Consider the following 21,770-nt stretch of genomic DNA (forward strand, 5'->3'; position numbering starts at 1 on the left):
GCGCATCAATTACTGGATACCCAGAAGGCGACGCTGAAGCGGTTCGGCATTTTCCTTGGCTTCATCGCGGCGGCGCTGGAACCAGGCGCGGAAGATGTCGCCCTGCATCATGCCATCAAGAGACTTTTCAATGTTGGCCTTGGTGGTGGCACCATCGTCACGCTTGCGAAGTTCCTTCGAGATCACGTACACGAGCAACACGCCGTTTTCGGTTGGCAGGGGCTTTGTGAAGCTGCCAGCGGGAGTCGTGCGGGTCTCAGCAGCGATTTCACGGCCGTTTGTCCGGTCCATCAGCGGATTGGACGGGGAGAACTCGGGAAGCTCTTGTGGAGTCAGATTTGCCTCCTTGGCAGCCTCGTCGAACTTCTTGCCGCCCTTGGTGGCTTCTTCGAGCTTCTTGCGGGCCTCACTGGCGGCCTTCGTCATCAGTTCCTGGGCTTTCTGGGCAGTGAGCAGCTCGGTGATCTTCTCTTTCACCTCTGCCAGCTCCTGCTGCTTCGGCTCCTCTTCCTGCGTCACGCTGAAGAAGTAGTAGCCCTTGGCACCTTCCACCGGATCGCTCACCGGACGGTTCTTGGGGTCGATGCGGAAGATCTCGGTCAGCAGGCCGAACTCTTCTTTGAGAGCCTCAGGAGGAGCCTCCATGGTGAAGAGGGGCTCAGACTTCAATTCTGCCTTGGCATTCTTGGCCGCCACATCAAGCTTTGCTCCCGGAGCGATCGCTGCGGCACCGAAGTCATTCACCTTGGCCGCGTATTCGTTGCGGGCCTTGACTGTGTCTTCCGCATTGAGCTTCTCCACATCCGGCTTTGCGAACAGGACATAGGAGATGGCGCGCTTGGGTGCGGTCTTGAAGGAATCCTTCTTCTCTTCGAAGTACTTGGCGACTTCTTCATCCGTCGGCTTCGCGTCCTTCTTGAAGTCGTCGGTGGCAAAGGGGATGGAAGCAGCTTTGACGGTCTGGAACGTGGAAGCGTAGAGCTGCTTGGAGACGTTGTTGTTCAGCACCGCGTTGCCAGCCACGATTTCATGCAGGCGCTGGAAACCGATCCAGTCACGCAGCACGTCGAACACGTCGGTGTCACGCAGGCCCAGCGCACCGATGTTGTTTTGGAACTGTTCTGCAACGTTGCCATCGAAGTTACCTTCCTTGGACTGGAAGATGGGGAGCTTGCGGAAGGCTTCACGAGCCTCCTCGTTGGTGGCCTGCACGCCGTTCTTCTCCAGCTCTTCACGGAGCACCAGGAGGTTGAACGCGAAGTCCACAGGAATCGAGCCCTCGCTCTGATACTTTTGCACCACGAAGCCGAGAGTGCTGGCGAAATCGCCACGGCCGGTGGGAGCCGAGAGCCCCATGCCGTAAGCCAGACGGTACAGACGCTCCAGCCGGGACTGCTCAGCGAAGGTGTGCTCCTTGCCATAGAGCGTGAAGGCCGTGTCCTCAGCGGAATGCATTCCCGGCTCTTTCCGATTGGTTTGCCCACCCCAGAAGGTGAATGCAATGATGATGATCGCGGCGAGCGTGATCATGATAGGCTTGGTCTGGCGGCGAAGAAACTCGAGCATGGGAAGCGGGGTGTAGAGCGAGCGGCGAAGAAATGCCGCCCGCAGTCACGGTCAATCAGTTTTTACAGCGAAGCGCAGGCTTGGAGAGGTCAAATGCCCTCCAGAGGCCGTTAATAGGGGGCGGTGGCAGCGGTTTCCCGGGTCTGCACCGCCGGATTGGGGGCTTGGGTGTCGCGCATCAGCTTGTCCATGGTGGGATCAGCCTTCACCCCACGGGCCAGGGCATTTTTGTAATGCTGCCGGGCCAGCGACCAGTTGGGAGGATTGGAGGTGGCGTAAAGCACCGCGAGGTTGAAGTGGGCATCGCCATAGCCAGGATCGATGGCCAGTGCCCCCTTGAACTCGGCTTCTGCCTTCGCGCGGTTGCCCATCTTGGTGGCAATGATGCCCATGTAGTGGCGGGAGCGGGCGTTGTCGTTGCTCTTCTCCACGCTCTTGGCGAACATGGCATAGGCTTCGTCCATCCGGCTCTGCTGGAAATAGCTCACCCCCAGGCGGTAGAAGGCCACCGGGTTCTCAGGGTCATACACCAGGCACTTCTGCAGCATGACCTCTGCCTCTTCATACTTGCCCTCCTGCAGGCGGATCCCGGCCAGACTGGTGAGCGCGGTGATGTTCTTGGGATTGGCGCGAAGCACATCCTGGTAGGCCACGGCGGCACCCGCATAGTCACTGCGGATGAGCACTTCTTCTGCATGGGCCATGAGGCGCTCCTCCTCTGAGGCATCATACGCAAGCACCCGGCGCGGGGCGGCAGCGGCAGTGGCGGAGGAAGCCGGGGAGCGGCCGCTGGTGGTCTCGAGCGTCACATTCACCCCGCTGGCTGCAAAGATCTCTTTCAACTGAGGTTCGCTGAAGAGAGGCTCTTCTTCCACAGTGACCATGATCTTGCCCGCCGTCATCTCCTCCAGGTTCTGCATGAGGGCGATGGAGGAGTTTTCCAGCTTCTTCATCTCCCCAATGACGATCTCCTTCGCCTGGCGCTGGCGCTCCTGCTGGCGCAACTGACGCATGATGATGTTGCGAAGCATCTCGTTCTCCTGGGTCAACCGGGCGGACTCTCCAGGGCTCACCGTGCCAGCCACCTGCCGCTTCGGCTGCTGATCCAGCTCCCGGCTCAGCTCTTTGAGTTTGACGGTGAGGTCAGCCACCTGCGTCTGGTAAACGGTGTTTTCCTGGCGAAGGCGCACCAGTTCCCCCTGGATGCTAGCGACCTGGGTCTTCAGTGCGGTGATTTCCGCGTCCTTACGCAGCCCTTCGTCCTTGAGGTTGGCGACATGGAGTGCAGCCTCTTCCAGCTGGTCTTTCAGTCGCTGGTTCTCCACCATGAGGCGACGAAGGTCTTCCGCCTTCGGGGCGTCCTTGGTGGCGGCGGCGAGGGCGGCCTCAAGCTTCTTGTGTGCGGCATCCTTCTCAGCCAGCTGCATGCGGAAGTCGTCACTGCGGATGGAATCTTCCAGCTTGGTCTCGGCCAGCTCTTGCTGAAGCTGCTTGTAGAGAGCCTCTTTGTCAGCGAGCTGCTTCTTGAGCTCGTCAGCTTGCTGCGCCATGCGACGGGCAGCGGCCAGATCGATCTCCATCTTGACCAAGTCCGACTCCAGCTTGGACCGCATAGCCTCCTTGTCGGCGGATAGTTTGGCCATCTCTTGGGACTGGAATTTCTCCTTCTTGGTGTTCTCCAGATCCGAGCGAACTTTGGCGAGGTCGGCCTCCATCTTCTTCTGGGCGGCATCTTTCTCCACGATCATTCGCTTCATCTCTTCCGCCAGCGCCGCCCCACGACGGGCTTCCACGAGTTCCGCCTCCAGGCGGGTGAGCTCATCCTCTAGCTTCTTCTGAAGAGCGTCCTTGTCCACCATGGCCACGCGCAGCGCTTCAGCCTGAGCTGCGCCTTGCTTGGCCGCAGTGAGTTCAGCCTCCAGTTTCTGCTGGGTGGCCTCCATGGAGGCGATGCTCTTCTTAAGGTCCGTGGACTTCACCGCGGTGCTGTTCGCGGAAGCGAGTTCCACCCGCAGCTTGGCCAGATCCCCTTCCAGCTTGGATTGCAGGGCGTCTTTCTCCAGGATCGTCTTCTTCAGCTCCGCGGCCTCTTTGGCACCCTTCTGGGCCACCGCCAAGTCTGCTTCCAGCTTCTTCTGGGCAGATTCTTTCTCGGTGATGGACTTCCGGAGCGTCGAGGCTGTCCCCGCATCGGTCTTTGCGGTGGTGAGCTCTTTGCGAGCGGAGGCAAGGTCAGCCTTCAGCTTGGTCAGTTCCGCCGTGAGTTTCTCACTGGCCTCATCCTTCTCTTCAATGGAGGACTTCAGACCGGGCACTTCCTGGGCGGTCTTCTTGGCTGAAGCGAGCTCCCCTTCCAACTTGGTCTGGAGAGCTTCCTTCTCCTTGATGGTCTTGCGCAGCGCGGAGGCACCAGCGGCATCCGCCTTGGCCGTGGTCAGATCCTTGCGGGCAGATTCCAGATCCGACTTCACGGTGGCCAGCTCCGTTTCCAGCTTCTTGCTCGCCGCATCTTTGGTGGTGATCGAAGCCTTCAGCTCGTCCACTTCCTGGGCAAACTTCTTTGCGTCAGCGAGTTCGGTTTCCAACTTCTTCTGAAGCGCTTCCTTCTCCGCGATCGTCCGGCGCAGCTCGGCAGACATCACTACCCCCTTCTTCGCCTCGGCCAGATCCACTTCCACCCGTGCCAGATCGTTTTCCAGTTTCTGACGTTCAAGATCCTTTTCCGCGAGAGTCTTCTTGAGTTCATCCGACAACATGGCGTCGCGGCGGGCCGCGGCGAGCTCGCTTTCCAGACGGCGCTGGGCGACGTCCTTCTCCGCCACCGTCTTCTTCAGATCGTCGTATTCTCTGGCCTTCAGCTTGGCATCAGCGAGCTCAGACTCCAGTTGCTTCTGGAGCGTCTCCTTCTCTGTGACGTTTTTCTTGAGCTGGGCGGACATGGGCGTTCCGCTCTTGGCGCTGGTCAACTCCACTTTGAGCGTCTCGATCTCGCCTTCCAGATTCTTCTGAGCGGCTTCCTTTTCCGCAATGGTCTTGCGGAGATCGAGCGCTTCCTGCGCGCCTTTGCGGGCCTCGGCAAGATCTGCCTCCAACTTCTTCTGGGCAGTGTCCTTGTCAGCCAGCAGCTTCTTGAACTCCTCAGGCTTGTCCTTCTTGATGACGTCGATCTCGTTTTCCAGACGACGCTGGGTGTCCTGAAGAGACTCTTTCTCTTTCAGAAGGGAGTCCATCACCTTGGTGGACTCTGTGAGTTGATTTGTGGTCTTCTCCAGAAGGTCTGAAACCATCTTCACTTCATTGCGAGCCTTCTCGAGTTCCGCCTTGGAGGTCGTGTCGCGGGTCTTGGTCGCCTGGCTCAGAGACTCGACCTTCTCATTGAGGTCCTTCATCTGGCGCTCCAGCAGCATTTTCTCCTGCTGGGCGCGGTTCTTTTCCTGAAGGGTGGCGTTGTAGCTCTCGTCGTAAGCCTTGATCTGGGCCGCCATCTCCGCGTTCTTGCGCTGTAGGGCGAGGTACTGCTTGGTGAGGTCTTCCACTGCCATATTGCCCGGAGGCACGGTAGGCGAGATTTCACCAACTGGAGGACGGGACACACCGCTGGTTCCCGCTGCTCCAGGCGAAACCGTCTTGGGGCTGGCCGGGGCCGGAGCCTTCGGCGCGGCCGCTACGGCAGCAGCAGGCCTAGCTCCGCCGAGCTTGGCGGAAAGTTGCTCCAGAGACTGCTCAATCGCCTTGAGGCGATAGGTCACCACTTCCGGCTGCCATTGTGGAAAATTCTGTGAAACCTTGGCGACCAGTTGCCTGGCTTCTTCGTATTTTGCTTGAGCACCAGCCAGATCATTCGACTGCTCCAGCTTCTCCGCCTCGTTTTTCAGCATGTAGCCCTTGAAGTAGAGCTCCCCGGCCTCACCACCACCGCTTTGCGCCATGGCGGCAAGCGGGCTCATGGCCAGCAAGCACAATATAAGGGAAAGATAAGTGCGCATGATGAGGATAGAAGTCGGGATCATAAACTGCCGCCCTCCGCTTGTCTATCAAGCGGAATGCCACCCGGTCCCTTGAATTTTGTGGATTCCGCCGGGAATCCAAGGACTTTTTTACCCTAAAACGCCATGGGGTTCAAATGTGCTCGATCACATCTCTGGCCGCAAACCTCACCTTGGGAAGGTAGGCGTAACGATCATCCTCAGAGCGATAGCCTGCCGGGCAGAGCACGGCCGTGGTGTAGCCACGGGCGGAAAGCCCCAGCGCCTCGTCCATCTTGGCCGGGACAAAACCTTCCATGGGGCAGGTGTCGATGCCCAGAAGTGCAGCCGCCGCCATGAACTGGCCCAGCGCGATGTAGGCCTGACATTTGGCCCAATGCATGAGATCCTCCTGTGACATCCCGTTCACCAAGGTTTTCATGACCATGTTTCTAAAGCCCATGAGCGCGTCCGGGGTGCCGCCCCGCACCTCCGCCATGCGGAAGATGTTCGCGTCCACATCCGCTTCCGCATACCCGTTGCGCACCGCCATCACCACGAGGTGGGACGCGTCCGCCACCTGGCGCTGACGCCACGCGTGCGGGACCAGAGCCTCCCGTACCACCGGATCCGTGATCACCAGAAACTTCCACGGCTGCAGCCCGTAGGAAGAAGGGGTGAGCACCAGCGACTCCTCCAGAACGGCCCAAGTCTCAGCCGGGATCTTTTTGGAGGCATCAAACATCTTGGTGGCATAGCGCCACTGAAGGGCCTCGATGATGGATGCGGGAGTAATTGGAGTCATGAACGGGGATACGAAACAAAAAAGAAAGGGCCCAGATCAATTCCGGGCCCTTTGATTCAAAATGCCCCGGACAATCCAAGTCCAAGGGCTCTACATCCATCGCGTCCTAGCGCTCGTCAATGGGAAGCACTTTCTGACCGTAGGCTTTGCCCACGTACTCGCTCAACGGACGGAACAGGCGGTTTTCAGACCACTGCTCCAGCACGTGTGCGGTCCAGCCGCTCATACGGGAGATGGCGAAGATGGGCGTGAACAGGTCCGTCGGGATGCCGAGGCTGTAGTACACGGTAGCGCTGTAGAAGTCCACGTTGGCATTGAGCCCCTTCTGGTCACGCATGATGGTAGCGATGCGCTCGGACATCTGGATCCACTTGGGCTCACCCAACTGGTCGCTGAGCTTGATCGCCATCTCCTTGAGGTGAGGCGCACGGGGATCCAGCACCTTGTACACACGGTGGCCGATTCCCATGATCTTCTTCTTCTGAGCGAGTGCATCATCCACCCAGGCGTCCACCTTGTCCACTTCGCCGATTTCTTCGAGCATGTGAATGACGCCTTCGTTGGCGCCGCCATGAAGGGCACCCTTGAGGGCACCGATCGCAGCGCTGATCGCCGAGAACATGTCTGAGAGCGTGGAGGCGACCACACGGGCAGTGAAGGTGCTGGCATTGAAGCCGTGCTCCGCATGCAGCACGTAAGCTACATCGAGCGTCTGCTCAGCTTCCTTGCTGGGCACTTCACCGGTGATGAGATAAAGGAAATGTGCAGCTTCCCCGAGATCCTTGCGCACGGGCGGCAGGGACAGGCCCTGGCGGGAGCGATGGAAGTAGGCGGCGACAATCCCGATTTGGGAAACGAGCTTGATGGCGGTGGCGAGTTCCGCCCCCATGTTCAGGTCATGGCGCTGAGTGTCATAACAGCCCAGCATGGACACGGCGGTGCGCATGATGTCGATGGGCTTGGCCGACTTTGGAGCATGAACGAGGAAATCGATCACGCCCTGGGGCAACTCACGCTCCGCACGGAGGGCGGTGGTCAGCGCGTCCAGCTCTGTCCGGTTGGGCAGGCGTTGGTGCCAGAGGAGGTACACCACTTCCTCGTATGAGACTTTGCCAGCCAGCTCATTGATGTCGTACCCGCAATAAAACAGGATGCCTTCCGCACCCTTCACTTCGCCGAGCCGCGTTTCCGCAGCAACCACACCTTCGAGACCTTTTGATACGACAGCCATGACAGAGAGTTGGTGAACGTTGAAAAAGTATGCCCATGATGCCTCCGCTTGGAGATCCTGATCCAAGCGCGGTCACGTCAGGATTGTGTTAACTGCGGGGCGGATTTCACTCAAGCGAAAACCGCGCCATCCGAGCCCCGATTTGCTCTTATTCCCCCAACTTTCACCTTGGCAAACCTGAAGCATACGGCGGCCTCTACAGACATTCTTCTTACAATTTCCGATTTCCCCTGATTCCCCGGCAAAGACTACGATAGGATCATGAAAACCTCGATCTTGACCCTGGTGGCAGTCATCGCGGCAAATGCCATCGCCTTGTCGGCCGAAAACTACTACGTCCATGAGTGGGGAACGATGACCCAAGTCGCGGGATCAGACGGCGCGCCTCTCCAATGGTACCAACCCTCGGCAGATCTCGCTGGGTTACCAATCTTCGTCGGGAACAACCCCTTCCAGGGCAAAAGCGTAGCAGGCACTCTGCTGCGCATGGAGACGCCGGTGTTGTACTTTTATCCTCAGGCTCCCATGAAGGCCACGGCCAGCGTGACCATGGAGAGCGGCCGGATCACCGAGTGGTTCCCCTATCCCGCAGCGTTCCCTTTCGCCCTCACCGCGAAGACGGGCGAGCCAGTCAACCTTGCGACCCCAGTGGAGTGGCGGTTTGAGCTGCTGCCTCCGGATGACAAGACGGCGCTTGCCCAGATTCCCCCCGCGCCTCGCGGCCGGGGCGATCACTATGCTCACGCCCGGGAGGTGCCTGACGCCTGGATTGTCCGCTCCACCTACCCCACCGGCTCGACGCAGGCAGACAAGTTCATCTTCTATCGTGGTGCTGCGGACTTGAGAATCCCCCTGCTCGTCACCGCACCCTCGGATACCAATCTGAGGCTGTTCAACACGTACTCTGAGCCCATCAAGGGAGCGTTCATACTACGGGTAGAGAACAACCAGGCCTCGTGGCGCAAATTGGACCCTCTGCCAGTGGCTCCGAAGGACTCCCCCGCCCTGGCGATTGAACGCCCCACCACCTCCGTGGATGAAGCCGCCCAGTCACTGGCGGAGGCCGTGAAACAGGAACTCACTACCGCTGGCCTCTCACCCGCCGAAGCGGCCGCCATGGTTGCCACCTGGAAAGAGGCGTGGTTCAAGGAGCCTGGCACCCGTGTCCTGGCGCTGCTGCCGGAGAGCTGGGTCAACACCGTGCTTCCCCTGAAGCTGTCGCCGACGCCAACGAAGGTGAAGCGAGTCTTTGTCGCGAGGATGGAAGTGTTCACGCCCTCGCAGGAGAAAGCACTCGCCGCCTTGCTGGACCAAGCCGTCACCGAACGGGCCACCCCGGCCCTCACGGCGGCTTTCCATAAACTTCAGTTGGGGCGGTTTGGTTCCGCCGGACTGGAACGGGCCGCCGCCATGAAACGACAGGCGCTGCAGTCGGTCTTCTTCGATCTGCAGGCTGAAGCCCTGAAACTCCAAGACACTCCCGCTGGAGCCACCCCATCCGTTTCCTCCAGATAACCGCCGGTCAATTGACAGCTTGACGCCGGGTCCCGCCTCCTGCCATCCTAGCTCCATGGCAGGAAACGTGGCCACACCACTGCCCTCCAAAAACGGGAGCGCGGCCCTCGCCGCCAACCGGAAGCATCGCCGGCACGTCCTCCGGCTGGCCGGGATCTTTTTACTGGCGATCCTGCTTTCCGGATGGGGCCCGCATTACCGTCACGACTGGCTGCTGGAGAATGCTCTGGTCCTGGTCGCCATTCCGGTGCTCTACGCGGTTTACCGGAAGCTCCCATTCTCCCGTCTCTCCTGGACGCTGGTCTGCATCTTCCTTTGCCTGCACGAACTGGGGGCTCACTACACTTACGCGAAGGTGCCGTATGATGCCTTTTTCCAGAACACGTTCGGCTTCTCACTCAACGAAGTCCTGGGTTGGCAGCGGAACAACTTCGACCGCGTGATCCATTTCATGTACGGATTTCTCCTGGCTTACCCGATCCGCGAGATCTTCCTCTCCCTCGCCAACGCCCGCGGCTTCTGGGGGTATTTTCTTCCCCTGGACCTCACCCTGTCCACCTCCGCCTTGTTTGAACTCATCGAGTGGGCCGCGGCAGAAGTCTTCGGCGGAGACCTCGGAGCGGCTTATTTGGGCACCCAAGGGGATCCTTGGGATGCCCACAAGGACATGGCACTGGCAGCTTTGGGAGCCCTGATCGCCATGACCGTCACCGCCTTCATCAACTGGCGGTATCACCGCGACTTCGCCCGCGAGTGGGCGGAGAGTCTGCGGGTGAAGGGAAAGGGCGTTAGAAGTTAAGAGTTATGAGAGAAGCCAATTCACCGGCGATTCCCTCATAACTTCTAACCCTTAACACCCAACCTTAATTACAGCTTCCCCATGGCCCGGAGCAGAGTCACGGCCATGTCCGCAGGAGAGTCGGAGACGGCGATGCCACACTCAGCCAGGATCTTCTTCTTGGCGGCAGCGGTGTCATCCGCGCCACCCACGATGGCACCAGCGTGGCCCATGCGGCGTCCGGGAGGAGCGGTGGCTCCGGCGATGAAGCCGGCAATCGGCTTTTTGCAATTCTCCTTGGCCCAGCGGGCGGCCTCAGCCTCGGCCGTACCGCCGATTTCACCGATCATGATGATGCCTTCGGTCTCTGGATCTTCGTTGAAGAGCTTCAGCACGTCGAGGTGGGAGGTCCCATTGACCGGGTCACCACCGATGCCGACGCAGGTGCTCTGGCCGTAGCCACGGGTGGTCAACTGCCAGACCGCCTCATAGGTAAGGGTGCCGGAGCGGGAAACCACGCCGATGTTGCCGCGCTTGTGGATGTAGCCCGGAGCGATGCCGATGCGGCAACCACCGTAGGATTTATCGCCGGTACCGGGAGTCACCAGACCAGGGCAGTTCGGGCCAATCAGGCGGGTCTTGCTGCCCTGCATGACGGACTTCACCTTGATCATGTCATTGACCGGGATGCCTTCGGTGATGCACACCACGAGATCGAGGCCTGCGTCCACACCTTCCAGAATAGCTTCCGCAGCGAAGGGCGGCGGCACAAAGATCACGCTCACGGTCGCCCCGCTCTGCTTCACCGCTTCATCAACGGTGTCATAAACGGGCACCTTGTGCGTGCCGTGGTCAAACGTCTGACCACCCTTGCCTGGGGTCACCCCGGCCACGAGTTGAGTGCCATAGTCGAGCGAGGCTTTCGCGTGACGTGAACCAAAGTCGCCAGTGATGCCCTGGACGAGAATGCGGGTGGAGGGATCGACTAAGATAGACATGAGAGGGATAAGGGAAAAGGGTCAAGGGATAAGGCCGCGCAGCATTATGAGTGCCCAGCTTTACGCTTATGGATGCAGATGGAATTGCCGTCGGGATCGCTGATGAGCGCCATGTGGCAGACGGGGGATTCGAAGGGCTCAGAGTAGAACTTCACGTCCTTGCTCTTGAGCCATTCGACGGCTTTTTCGAAGTCTTCGACTTCGAGAGCCACACCGCCGCCGTCTTTACTGGGCTTCCAGTCAGCCGCCATGTCCGTAATGGCCAGGACGTGCGGGCCGACTTCGTACTCAACCCAACCATGACCGTCGTGCTCGAATACGGAGCCGGTGGGCAGGTTGAGCACAGTCTCATAGAAGGCCCGGGCGCGGGCCAAGTCCGTCACGGCGTACCCCGTGAATGCAAACTCGGTAACCTTCAGCATGGTGGCGATTCCTTGGAGGGTTTTATGCCGCAGCGACAGCCGCGACGATCTTCTGCGCCGCATCCGTCAGGTCATCTGCGCCAGTGATGGCGAGACCACTGTTGGCGAGCGTTTCCTTGCCAGCCGCCACGTTGTTTCCTTCAAGCCGGACCACGAGCGGGAGGCTGAGGCCGGTTTCCTGGGCTGCGGCGATGATGCCGGTGGCGATGACGTTGCAGTCCATGATGCCGCCGAAGATGTTCACCAGAATGCCCTTCACGTTCGGGTCGCCCAGGATGATCTTGAAGGCCGCTGCGACCTGATCCTTGGAGGCACCACCACCCACATCGAGGAAGTTGGCAGGGTCGCCGCCGTGGAACTTGATGATGTCCATGGTGGCCATGGCCAGGCCCGCGCCGTTCACGAGACAGGCGATGTTGCCGTCCAGGCCGATGTAGCTGAGGCCGAACTCGCTGGCCGCCACTTCACGAGGGTCTTCCTCAGAGGTGTCGCGCAGGGCCACGACGTCCTTCTGACGATACAGAGCGTTGTCGTCAAAGTTGAATTTGGCATCGAGGGCCACCACTTGGTTGTCAGTGGTGATGGCGAGGGGGTTCACCTCCACCAGGGAACAGTCGCTCTGGATGTAGAGCTTGTAGAGGGCAGTGAAGAGCTTCACGGCCTGGTTCATGAGGGCGCCGCGCAGCCCCAGGGCGGCAGCGATTTTCCGGCACTGGTAGCCCTGCAGGCCGAGCGTTGGGTGGACGAACTCCTTGATGATCTTCTCCGGGGTCTTTTCGGCCACCTCTTCGATGTTCATCCCGCCTTCGGTGCTGGCGATGATGGCGTGACGGCTGGTGCTGCGGTCGAAAAGGATGGCAAAATAATGCTCCTTGGCGATGTCCACCGACTTGGCGATGAGGACCTTGCTCACAAGTTTGCCTTCCGGTCCAGTCTGGTGGGTCACCAGGGTCTGGCCGAGCATTTTCCCGGCGATGTCCTGAGCTTCTTCCGCGGTGTTGATGACGTGCACCCCGCCTTTGAAGCCGTTGGTGAAGGTCCCCTTGCCGCGGCCACCCGCGTGCACCTGGGCCTTTACCACCAGTCCGGTTCCTCCGATTTCGCGGGCGGCCGCACCGGCCTCCTCCGCGGTGGCGGCCACTTTCCCTTGCGGGGTGGCGACTCCAAACTTCTCAAAGAGTTCCTTGGCCTGGTATTCGTGAATATTCATGGAAAAATGCCGTTGATTCTGCGGTGAACTGCACCTTTTACGGGAGACCGCGACTATGGAAACTGGCGCTCAAGCGTCAAGCAAGGAACCCAAGGAACTTCTAGGTGACCCGGCCTCCCTGGAATGCCTGCTTGCACAAACCCTTAAGCAAGCAATAATTCCGCCATGCGGCCAGGCAGCCTCAGCACCAAGCTCAATGTCCACCTCCGCGAGACGGAACTGGTGGGCAAAATTGTGCGGGAGTTCGGCCAATGGCACGATGTGCCGGAGCAAACCGTCTTTCTGGTCAAGCTCTCCCTGGATGAACTGGTGACCAATATTGTGGTCCACTCCGCCGGCCAAGTTCCCTGCGTGCGGGAGATCGTTCTGCGGCTGACGACGAATCAGCACGAACTCTGGGCCGAGGTGGAAGACGACGGCTGCGCCTTCAATCCGCTGGACCTGCCCATCCCGGACGTCGCCGCCCCGCTGCAAGACCGTTCGCCCGGCGGCCTCGGCATCCACCTCGTCCGCAGCCTGATGGACCGGGTCAATTACAAGCGCGTGGGCCAGCGCAACCTGCTCGTCCTGTCCAAGAAAGTGACTCAGCCTTCCGCCGCCTAATTGCCATGACCCTCGATTCTGAAATTCTGCCCGACCTGACCCTGGCCAAGCTGAGTGGCCAGGTGGACACCCTGACCGCCACGGAGCTGGAAATGAAGCTGGGGGATCTGGCAGAAGTGACGCGCCGCGCCCTGCTGGTGGACTGCTCCGATCTCACCTACATCAACAGTGCCGGCCTGCGGGTTTTCCTCATCGTGGCCAAAAAGTTGGAAACGGCTGGCGGTCTCTGTGCCTTTTGCGGCCTGACCCCGAACGTGCGGCTCGTGTTCGAGACCATCGGATTCGACCGCATCCTCAAGCTCTACGAAAACCGGGCCGTGGCGCTTGAGCAGATGGCCCCACCCCAGGCGCAGGCCGCCTAACACCCTTCTTTTCTCCAGGTGTTGTTCAGGCGGCTGCTTCAGGGATCTCTTCAATCGCGGTTCACGCGGCTGATCGTCATTCCTTCCGCCGCCTTTTTGCTGCTCGTACTGGGTCTGGTGACCGCCCGTATCTTCCGGAGCGCGGTGGAGCAGGCCCAGGCCGCAGCCCTGAATCTCGCCCGCATCCATGCCACGAAGCTCGATCGAGCCTTGGCTGAAGCGGCCCGCGTGCCGGACATGCACGCCCGACTGCTGGAAAGCGGTCTCATTCAAAATCAGGAGACCCTCCACCGTTACCTCACGGACGTCGTGTCCCGGACAGGGGGCATCTATGGCAGTTGCCTGGCCTTCCAGCCCAACACCTTCGCCCCCGAGGAGCGCAACTACTGCCCCTACGCCTACCGTGCGGGAGGGAAGACGGAGTTCTCCCTGCTCACGCCCCCCACCTACGATCACTTTCTCTGGGACTGGTATCAGCAACCCAAGCGACTGGGGCACCCCATGTGGATCGAGCCCTTTTTTGACGAAGGCGGTGGCAATGTGCTCATGATCACCCGCGCGGTGCCGTTTTACCACACCAAGCCGGACGGCACGAAGGGCGACTTCAAAGGCGTCGCCACCATCGACATCTCCCTGGACCAAATCACCGCCGGGCTCAGCTCAGTGAAGGTCGGCGAAACTGGCTACGCCATGCTCCTGAGCACTGAGGGGCGCATCATCGCGTGTCCCGATGCCTCCAAGGTGATGAAGGTGCGTCTGGAAGACCTCAACCCGGTACTGGCCCACTCCATGATGCCGGGCAGCGAGGGCTTCATCAACACCTTCAACCCGCTCGACCAAAAGGAGGCCTGGGTCGCCTTTGCCCCCGTGCAGACCGCGAACTTCATGCTCGCCCTCGTTTACCCGGCAGATGAGGTGTTTCGCAACGCCTACCGGTCTTTGGGTGAAATGCTCATCATCGTCTTCGTGGCGGTGTCAGGCCTTTTCATCAGCTTGTGGCTGGTGGCCCGCTCCGTGAGCCGCCCCGTGATCAAGCTGGCGGCAGCCGCCCGGAGAATCGCCGGGGGCGATCTGGATCACCGGTTCAACGAAGCCGTGAACATCGATGAAGTGCATGACCTCGCGTCGGCCTTCACCAAGATGACGCGGGACCTGAAGATGCGCATGGAGGAGCTGCGTCACACCTCCGCCCTCCGCGAACGCATGGAGGGCGAGCTCAATGCCGCCCGCCGCATCCAGATGAGCATGCTGCCCAAGCAGTGGTCCGATCGGGCCGACTGGCCGGAACATGCCTCGATCGCCCTGCACGCCATCATCCAGCCCGCCCGTGAGGTGGGAGGCGACTTCTACGACTATCGTTTCCTGGATCCCGAAAGGCTCTCCATCCTCATCGGCGATGTCTCAGGCAAAGGCGTGCCCGCCGCCCTCTTCATGGCCATGACGCAGACGCTCTTCCAGGCTCATGCCAGCCCGGAACGCACGGTGTCCGGCATCATGTCCCGGGTCAATGACGCTCTGTGTGACGAGGCTCACACCGGCATGTTCGTGACCCTCCTCTACGCCGTGCTCAATGTGCGCACAGGCACGCTGGAGATCTGCAACGCTGGTCACCCCCCACCCTACCGTCTCAGCGCTGCCGGAGAACTCGACACCATCAAGAGCGACCGCAACCCCGCCCTGGGGCTGGTGCGCAATTTCGACTTCAGCACGGGCAGCTTCCAGCTCACCCCTGGCGACCGGCTCTTCTTCTACACCGATGGCGTCACCGAGGCCTTCAACACCGCCAAGGAACTCTACACTCATCAACGCCTGGAAAACCTGCTGGTCGCCAATGCCAACCAAAGCGTGGACCAGCTCACCCAGACCGTGATCGCGGATGTGCAACTGCACAGTCTGAACCACGAGGCCTCCGATGACTTGACCGTGCTGGCCGTCGGGTACGTGGGGAGAAAGGAGAAGGGTTAGGAGGAAAGGGTTAGATGTTTGGTGTTATGAGCTAGCACCTCCACGATGCCGGTCCTTTCCTCATAACTCATAACCCCCACCTTCTAACCCACCCTCAATGTTCCTCTCCCGACTGATTGCCAAGCACAAGGGCATGGGGAGGGCGGCCGCGATGCAGGCCATTGCGGGAAAAAGGGTGCGAGTGGAGGATCAGGTGGTGACGGATGGGCAACATGAGGTGGATCGCTTTTCCACCGTCTCGCTCGATGACACCCTGGTCCAACAGGGCGAGCAGGCCCTGTACATCATGCTGCACAAACCCGTCGGCTACCTCAGCGCCACGAGTGACCCTCAGCATCCCACGGTCATCGACCTGATCGACCACCCCGCACGGGAAACCCTGCACATTGCCGGCCGACTGGACCGCAGTTCTTCGGGCCTGCTGCTGCTGACCAACGACGGACGCTGGTCGAAACGCCTTACTGAGCCAGGGGAAAAAGTGGACAAGGTCTATCTGGTCGAAACCGCCGAACCCATCGTGCCGGAGGCCGTGGAGCTGTTTGCCAGAGGGTTCTATTTTCACACCGAAGACCTGACCACCCTGCCTGCGGAGCTGGAGATCCTGGGAGAGCGGCTTGCGAGAGTCACTCTGCATGAAGGACGCTATCACCAGATCAAGCGCATGTTTCACCGGGTGGAGAATCGCGTCATTTCCTTGCACCGTGAAAGCATTGGATCGCTCGGGCTGTCAGACCTGCCTCCGGGAGCATGGCGGGAACTGCGACGCAATGAGACCCTCACTCCAGGTTGAAGCCGGGAAGCCTCAGCGGCCAAAATAGACCTTCCAAGGTGGAGTGCCGGAATCTGGACCGCCACGACCAACCCAAACATCATACTCGATCAGGAAGTTAAACTGATCCATCACCACCAGTACGACCAGGAGCGTCACCCAGGATATTCTTGCCCACCGATTCAGCGCGGCGCTTGATGACGAGGCAAGAAATACGCCGCAAGAAGGTAGCAATGCCCATGCGAACTCTCGCGGCTCGATTCCGACATGGCAGATGGGGTATCTGTCAATAGACTGATAGACGATCACGCTGGACACAATGACGCAGACGCTCATCGACAATAGAAGATAAGCTTTACACAATCGATCTCGAAGGGCGGGCGTCAGCATAAGTTATGTGAGGCAGGAGAGATCACTCTTGGTGCCTCAGCAACCACCGTCGCACTTAGCATCAGCGCCGGGGAGGCGATACCAAGAAGATTCAGGAGGAGGCAACGATGAATGATCCAAGCCGCAAATCCGTGGACACCATGGAGCCGCTTTTTCCATCCTCAATCAATATCGACCCCGCACCTATGAAAAGTCCGGACGCCTCAGTGGGTGTCATCTTGCCCAAATCAGGCTCGACGAAGGAGCAATGGCTGTCATGATGGACGGTGCCCGACGAATGCCATGAACTCGTTTCCGTTTGTCCTCCTGGCCCTCGCCGCCGCTGGCGTGGCAGCTCACTTGCTGACAGCATGGATTGCCCATCGCTCCGAGACTCCGGAGTTTCGTGAGTCCCCGAAGGATGAACCCCCATCCCCTCCTCCAGGGTCCAAGAGCTGGACCATTCAGGAGCAGGTGACGTCCAAGATCCACTGGGACACTCCGGCGGATGAAGTGCGGGCGTGGTTGGAGGAAAAACACTACATCTCCGGAAAAGACGCTAACCGCATGCTCGCCATTGCCCAGCGAAAGAGAAAACTGGCGGTGCGGGAGAGGGCCGTCTACGGCATGTTGATTTCCGGGGTGGGAATGGTTGCCACTGGCGTGCCGACCGCTTTCGCCGCAGTGGGAGGGGTGCTCCTGGGAGGGAGGACGCTGGCACTGCTTGCCGTCTTTTGCATCTGTGCCTTCTGGTTTCTCAAGTGTCTGCTGCGTCTCATCACCGGCAACACCAGTGCCCCGATTGATTCATAACTCATGGAACGGCAGTGCTCAGCAGCGTGAGCCCAACTGATCCAGCATCTTGTGGATTTTGCGAAGGTGCATGTGGATACGCTTTTTGCTCAAGCGCCGTTTTATGAACAGCCATGATACACCCTCTCCGTTCCCTCGGAACCTTCCTTCTCGCCGGGCTCTGCGCCCTGCGTCTGCCCGCGGCATCACCTCCCAAGGTGGCCGTGCTGGGCGATGATCCAGCCTTCGTCCAAAGCTTCAAAAGCGATCTCGCCGCGCGGGGCCTTTCCACATCCGATGAGGCAGGAGCATGGGATGCTGTGCTTTTGCAAGCGTCCCAACCCAAAGAGCTGACGGAGAGTGAACGAGAAATACTGACGGCAACGGCCAAACGCGGTGGAGGAATCATTCTCATCCATCAGGCCCTTGCAGGTGCAGCCCCTGAATTCATGAAGCCGCTGGCAGGTGGGGCATGGACTTCCCACAGCCGCAAGTTCAGCAGTCGCATGATGTTCTACACCATGACGGACCAGCACTCCATCATGGCGGGAGCGTCCCCGTTCGACATCACCGACGACGCCGCTTTTGACCTGGATATAGAGCTTGAGAACAAGGGCCTCACCGTGCTGGGGTCCGCTTTCACGCCCAAGGTATCGTCGAAGAAAGGATCCGCGCCGACAGACTCCAACCGCGCCAACATCTTCGACATCCAGCCGCAGATGTGGGCCTATGAGGCAGCCGGGCACAAGGCAGTGGTGCTGTTGCAGGGATCTCCGGAGACCCTGCAACATCCAAGCATGCGCGCCTTTCTCCTGCGCAGCCTGGCCTGGACCACGGGACAGGCAAAGATCGACGCTTATCTCACACCCCCAGAAGTAACCGCCTTGCGCTACCCCAAGGATGGGGCTCAGCCCGCAGACCAAGTGACCCGGCAGATGGAGTTGCATCCGGACTTTGTCATGCGTGAAGTGGCCTCCGAGCCGCTGATCAACAAACCGATCGCCATCCAATGGGATGCCTCTGGACGGATGTGGATCGCTGAATCGGTTGAGTATCCCAACGGGCGCCGGGAGAATGTGGCCGCATCATGGAAGGAAACGGGCGTCCTCCAACCCGGCACCTATGACCGGCCCGCGCGCGACCGCATCAGCATCCTCAGCGCACCCGATGTCAGCGGACGCTTTACAAAGAAGACAGTATGGCATGAGGACCTGGAGCTGGTGACCGGATTCTGCATGCACCGGGATGGCGTGATCGCCGTGCATCAGCCGGACATTGTCTTCATCCGGGACACGGACCAGGATGGCAGGGCGGACAAGGTGGAACGGATCTTCACGGGATTCACCCCAGGGGACTCCCACTTCGTTGCCAACCATTTCATTCAGGGCATGGATGGCTGGATCTACGCCAACATGGGCGGCGACGCCAATGTGAAGTCACCGGACGGCAACCACTCGTTTGGCAAAGTTATTTCCGGAGTCTTCCGCTTCAAACCAGATGGGTCCGCCATTGAGCAGGTGTCCAGCAAAGGAGGCAACGGCTTCGGGCTCGATATCACAAGCGATGGCGAGATCTTCTTCAACCAGGCCACAAGTGGGAACCCCATCCAACATGTGGTGGTGCCAGAGACGGTGCTGGCGAAGGGGCGGATCGGCAATCTTCTGGGCGCGGAATCCGTGATCAAGCAACGCAAGGTGGTGAGGCGAGAAATGCCAGACCGGGCCGCGCTCATGCAGATCGACGTTGTGGGAGGCTACAGCGCGGCCTGTAGCTCCCTCATCTACGAGGGCGGGTCGTGGCCCGCGGAGTGGAATCGGAGCGCCTTCACCACGGAGCCCATCCTGAACATCCTGCACCATGAAGTGCTCAGCCCCACCGGGTCCACGTTTGCAGGAGAGATGGTGCGCAAGGATGCAGAGTACGCCCTCTCTCCAGACTACTGGTTCCGCCCGTTCGACATCGCCTGCGGCCCTGATGGTGCCGCCTATGTGCTGGATTTCTACTGCCCGGTGGTGGCGCACAGTGACAGTCGCGGCCCTCAGCACAGCAAGTCCGGTGCCTCGGTGCGTCCGGACCGGGATCACTACTTTGGACGGGTCTATCGCATCGATCACAAGGATGCCATCCGACTCGTGGTGCCGGATCTTGCCAAGGCACGATCAGATGAACTGGCGCAGGCCCTGAAGCATCCCAACAAGGTGGTGCGGGAAAACGCCCTGCGTCTGCTTTGCGAACAAGGCGGTGCCCACAGCTCCGCCGCCCTGACCGGCATGATTGCTTCATCGAACCCTACCGCCTCACGCGTGGCCGCCCTCTGGGGATTACATCGACTGGGCACTCTGGACCAGACAGCGCTGGCCGCTGCGCTCGCCGATCCCGATCCGGCTCTGCGAAAGAATGCCGCGCTGATCATCGAGGCCGGGGCCACACCGCCCCAGGGAAGCGTGGCGCACGCACTCGGTGACAAAGACATCCGCGTCGCCATCGCCATGTTGCGTGCGCTCGCTGTCACTGGCCTGGATGACGAGGCCGCAAGACAACTCACCAACGTGGTGCCCACCCTGCCGGACGACTGGGCCCGCTCTGCTGCGGTGGCGGCCGCCTCCCAGAATCCCCTGCCAGTGCTGAAAGTGGCGCTGGAATCTTCCGAACCCCAGGCCCTCGCCTCGTTCGTCACCGCTGTAGCCAGCAAGCTGCCGGAGGGGCATCAGGCGGGCGACTTAATCCCACTGCTTCAAGCCTGCGCAAACGCGCCAGATCGGGCCGCTCCGCTGGTGCAGGAGATAGTCTCTGCCGCACGGCTGCTGACTGCGCCAGCGAGTCCATCCACGGAAGTGACCGCCACGCTGCGGGCGCTGCTCACCTCCAAGCATCCCTCCATTCGCGCAGCGGCGCTGCCCCTCACGGTGGCCTGGCGTGCTGACGGGCCTCTGCATGAGGTCATCCAGCCCCTGGTTCAGGACTTGCTCAAACAATTGGCCTCCGCCGAGGTCCCTCTCCCGCTGCGCATGGACATGGCCACGGCGCTCTGCGGAGCCCGTGCCGCCGATCCCGCCATCCTCCCCGCGATGGGGAGCGTGCTTGCCACCAACCACCCGGAGGCGCTCAAGCGTCACGTGCTGACACAGCTGGGCAGCCTCAACGACGCCGCCGCAGGGCAGCTCATGGTTCTTTCCTTTAACCACCTCGCAGCCTCTCTCCAACCCTCCACCGTGGACTTGCTTCTGACCCGCAGCGACTGGACCATGGCGTTTCTGGATGCGGTGGAAAAGAAGGAGATCAGCATCAACCTTCTGGGGCCTGCCACGCTCTTCAAGCTGCGCACACACCCAGCGAAGGAGGTCGCCGCCCGTGCCAACCAGATGCTTGAGCAGCTCCGGGCGGTCTCCAAGGACAAGGACGCCGCCATCGCCCGGCTGGTGCCCGAGGTGCTCCAACGCGGAGATGCCACCAAAGGGCAGGCCATCTTTGCCGCCACCTGCGCCATGTGCCACAAGTTCAATGACCTCGGCCACGAAATCGGCCCGGTGCTCACCGGCATCGGTCTGCATGGCCCGGCTGACCTCATGGTCCACATCCTGGATCCCAACCGCCAGGTGGATGCGAACTACGAGGTGTGGAGCTTCGAGCTCAATGACGGCAAGTTCCATTCAGGCATCATTGCCAATGAGAATGCCACGGAGGTTCTCGTTAAGATGCCGGGGGCGGATGTGAAGGTGGCCAAAGCCGACATCAAAACACGCACCAACACCCATCGCTCCCTGATGCCTGAAGGCTATGAAGCCCTGGGTGGCGAAATCCTGCGCGACCTGCTGGCCTACATCTGTGCCGACACCGGCAAGCACCGGGTGCTCAACCTCACCCACGCGTTCACTGCCGACACGCGTCGTGGGCTCTATCAGAGCCAGGAGCAAACCGGTGACACCTTGCCCTTCTTGAAGTTCGGCATCGTGAATGTAGAGGGCATCCCCTTCGATATCATGGACCCGGAAAAGAGCTCGCTGGGTGGCAATGTCATCGTGCTGAAAGGCGGGCCGCCCGAGTCCTTCGCCAACACACTGCCCCAGCGTGTGGAGATCCCGGTGGGCTATGCCGCGAAGAAGCTGCACTTCCTGGGCGGCGTGGCCGGCTGGGGAGCGAGCAAAGCCGGAGAACGACGCACCGCAATGACCGTGAAACTGACCTACGCGAACGGCAAGGTGGACGAAGTAGACCTTCGTGATGGCATCGTCTTTACGGACTACGCGGGTGATGTGGAAGTGCCAGGTTCCAAGTTCGCGGATGGCCTGGTCAAGAACAAGGGCCTGCGCTGGTTTACAGTTCCACTTCAGCCCGAATCCCCGCTCACGAAGGTGGAACTCTCCAGCCCTGGCGGCGGTCCGGCCGCGACCACAGTGGCCGTGACGGCGGAGTTGTAGTA

The 21,770-nt window shown here is 60.3% G+C and carries 16 protein-coding genes; 8 read left to right on the forward strand and 8 right to left on the reverse strand.

Annotation, left to right across the window (positions count from 1 at the left end; genetic code table 11):
* Positions 1 to 9 precede the first annotated feature (9 nt).
* The 4 genes from BV106_RS33005 to BV106_RS33020 form a co-directional block, all read right to left on the reverse strand.
* Positions 10 to 1,566 carry a peptidyl-prolyl cis-trans isomerase gene (locus BV106_RS33005; protein ID WP_038172128.1) on the reverse strand — a complete coding sequence of 519 codons (1,557 nt, stop codon included), beginning with the start codon at positions 1,564 to 1,566 and terminating at the stop codon, positions 10 to 12.
* A gap of 110 nt (positions 1,567 to 1,676) precedes the next feature.
* On the reverse strand, positions 1,677 to 5,552 hold the full coding sequence (locus BV106_RS33010) for a tetratricopeptide repeat protein (RefSeq protein ID WP_265596337.1): 3,876 nt from the start codon (positions 5,550 to 5,552) through the stop codon (positions 1,677 to 1,679).
* Between the two features lie 133 nt (positions 5,553 to 5,685).
* A complete protein-coding gene (locus tag BV106_RS33015; RefSeq protein WP_038172131.1) occupies positions 5,686 to 6,336 on the reverse strand; it encodes an NAD(P)H-dependent oxidoreductase in 651 nt (216 codons plus the stop codon).
* Positions 6,337 to 6,442: 106 nt separating this feature from the next.
* Positions 6,443 to 7,567 carry a citrate synthase gene (locus BV106_RS33020; RefSeq protein ID WP_038172133.1) on the reverse strand — a complete coding sequence of 375 codons (1,125 nt, stop codon included), beginning with the start codon at positions 7,565 to 7,567 and terminating at the stop codon, positions 6,443 to 6,445.
* 261 nt (positions 7,568 to 7,828) lie between these two features.
* On the opposite strand from BV106_RS33020, the gene BV106_RS33025 reads away from it, so the two are divergent.
* Positions 7,829 to 9,082 carry a hypothetical protein gene (locus tag BV106_RS33025; RefSeq protein ID WP_038172136.1) on the forward strand — a complete coding sequence of 418 codons (1,254 nt, stop codon included), beginning with the start codon at positions 7,829 to 7,831 and terminating at the stop codon, positions 9,080 to 9,082.
* 55 nt (positions 9,083 to 9,137) lie between these two features.
* A complete protein-coding gene (locus BV106_RS33030) occupies positions 9,138 to 9,881 on the forward strand; it encodes a DUF2238 domain-containing protein (RefSeq protein ID WP_081892537.1) in 744 nt (247 codons plus the stop codon).
* Positions 9,882 to 9,949: 68 nt separating this feature from the next.
* On the opposite strand, the gene sucD is transcribed toward BV106_RS33030, so the two are convergent.
* Genes sucD through sucC form a run of 3 tightly spaced genes read right to left on the reverse strand, consistent with a single transcriptional unit; the run spans position 9,950 to position 12,490 of the window.
* Entirely contained in the window at positions 9,950 to 10,858 is a 909-nt protein-coding gene (gene sucD, locus BV106_RS33035; RefSeq protein ID WP_038172138.1) for a succinate--CoA ligase subunit alpha, read from the reverse strand.
* A gap of 44 nt (positions 10,859 to 10,902) precedes the next feature.
* Positions 10,903 to 11,280: a VOC family protein gene (locus tag BV106_RS33040; protein WP_038172140.1), complete on the reverse strand. Its 378-nt coding sequence runs from the start codon at positions 11,278 to 11,280 to the stop codon at positions 10,903 to 10,905.
* Between the two features lie 22 nt (positions 11,281 to 11,302).
* On the reverse strand, positions 11,303 to 12,490 hold the full coding sequence (sucC, locus tag BV106_RS33045; protein ID WP_038172142.1) for an ADP-forming succinate--CoA ligase subunit beta: 1,188 nt from the start codon (positions 12,488 to 12,490) through the stop codon (positions 11,303 to 11,305).
* A 165-nt stretch (positions 12,491 to 12,655) separates the two neighbouring features.
* Between sucC and BV106_RS33050 the strand changes: the two genes are divergently transcribed.
* The 4 genes from BV106_RS33050 to BV106_RS33065 all read left to right on the forward strand — a co-directional run bounded on the left by BV106_RS33050 (position 12,656) and on the right by BV106_RS33065 (position 16,210).
* Positions 12,656 to 13,093 carry an ATP-binding protein gene (locus BV106_RS33050; protein WP_038172144.1) on the forward strand — a complete coding sequence of 146 codons (438 nt, stop codon included), beginning with the start codon at positions 12,656 to 12,658 and terminating at the stop codon, positions 13,091 to 13,093.
* A gap of 5 nt (positions 13,094 to 13,098) precedes the next feature.
* Entirely contained in the window at positions 13,099 to 13,455 is a 357-nt protein-coding gene (locus tag BV106_RS33055) for an STAS domain-containing protein (protein ID WP_038172147.1), read from the forward strand.
* A gap of 18 nt (positions 13,456 to 13,473) precedes the next feature.
* Complete coding sequence (locus BV106_RS33060) at positions 13,474 to 15,420, forward strand: SpoIIE family protein phosphatase (protein ID WP_081892538.1); 1,947 nt, start codon at positions 13,474 to 13,476, stop codon at positions 15,418 to 15,420.
* A gap of 151 nt (positions 15,421 to 15,571) precedes the next feature.
* Positions 15,572 to 16,210, forward strand: a complete 639-nt coding sequence (locus BV106_RS33065; protein WP_343123388.1) for a 16S rRNA pseudouridine(516) synthase — start codon at positions 15,572 to 15,574, stop codon at positions 16,208 to 16,210.
* Between the two features lie 12 nt (positions 16,211 to 16,222).
* On the opposite strand, the gene BV106_RS39130 is transcribed toward BV106_RS33065, so the two are convergent.
* On the reverse strand, positions 16,223 to 16,579 hold the full coding sequence (locus tag BV106_RS39130) for a hypothetical protein (protein ID WP_265596338.1): 357 nt from the start codon (positions 16,577 to 16,579) through the stop codon (positions 16,223 to 16,225).
* A gap of 282 nt (positions 16,580 to 16,861) precedes the next feature.
* Here BV106_RS39130 and BV106_RS33070 point away from each other — a divergent pair, with 282 nt between their 5' ends.
* Both BV106_RS33070 and BV106_RS33075 read left to right on the forward strand, forming a co-directional pair.
* Positions 16,862 to 17,371 (forward strand): hypothetical protein, encoded by a 510-nt coding sequence (locus BV106_RS33070; protein WP_038172153.1) that lies wholly within the window; start codon positions 16,862 to 16,864, stop codon positions 17,369 to 17,371.
* Between the two features lie 113 nt (positions 17,372 to 17,484).
* Positions 17,485 to 21,768, forward strand: a complete 4,284-nt coding sequence (locus BV106_RS33075; RefSeq protein ID WP_038172155.1) for a PVC-type heme-binding CxxCH protein — start codon at positions 17,485 to 17,487, stop codon at positions 21,766 to 21,768.
* Positions 21,769 to 21,770 lie beyond the last annotated feature (2 nt).

It is taken from the genome of Verrucomicrobium sp. BvORR106 (genome assembly GCF_000739655.1).
Lineage (GTDB): Bacteria > Verrucomicrobiota > Verrucomicrobiia > Verrucomicrobiales > Verrucomicrobiaceae > Verrucomicrobium.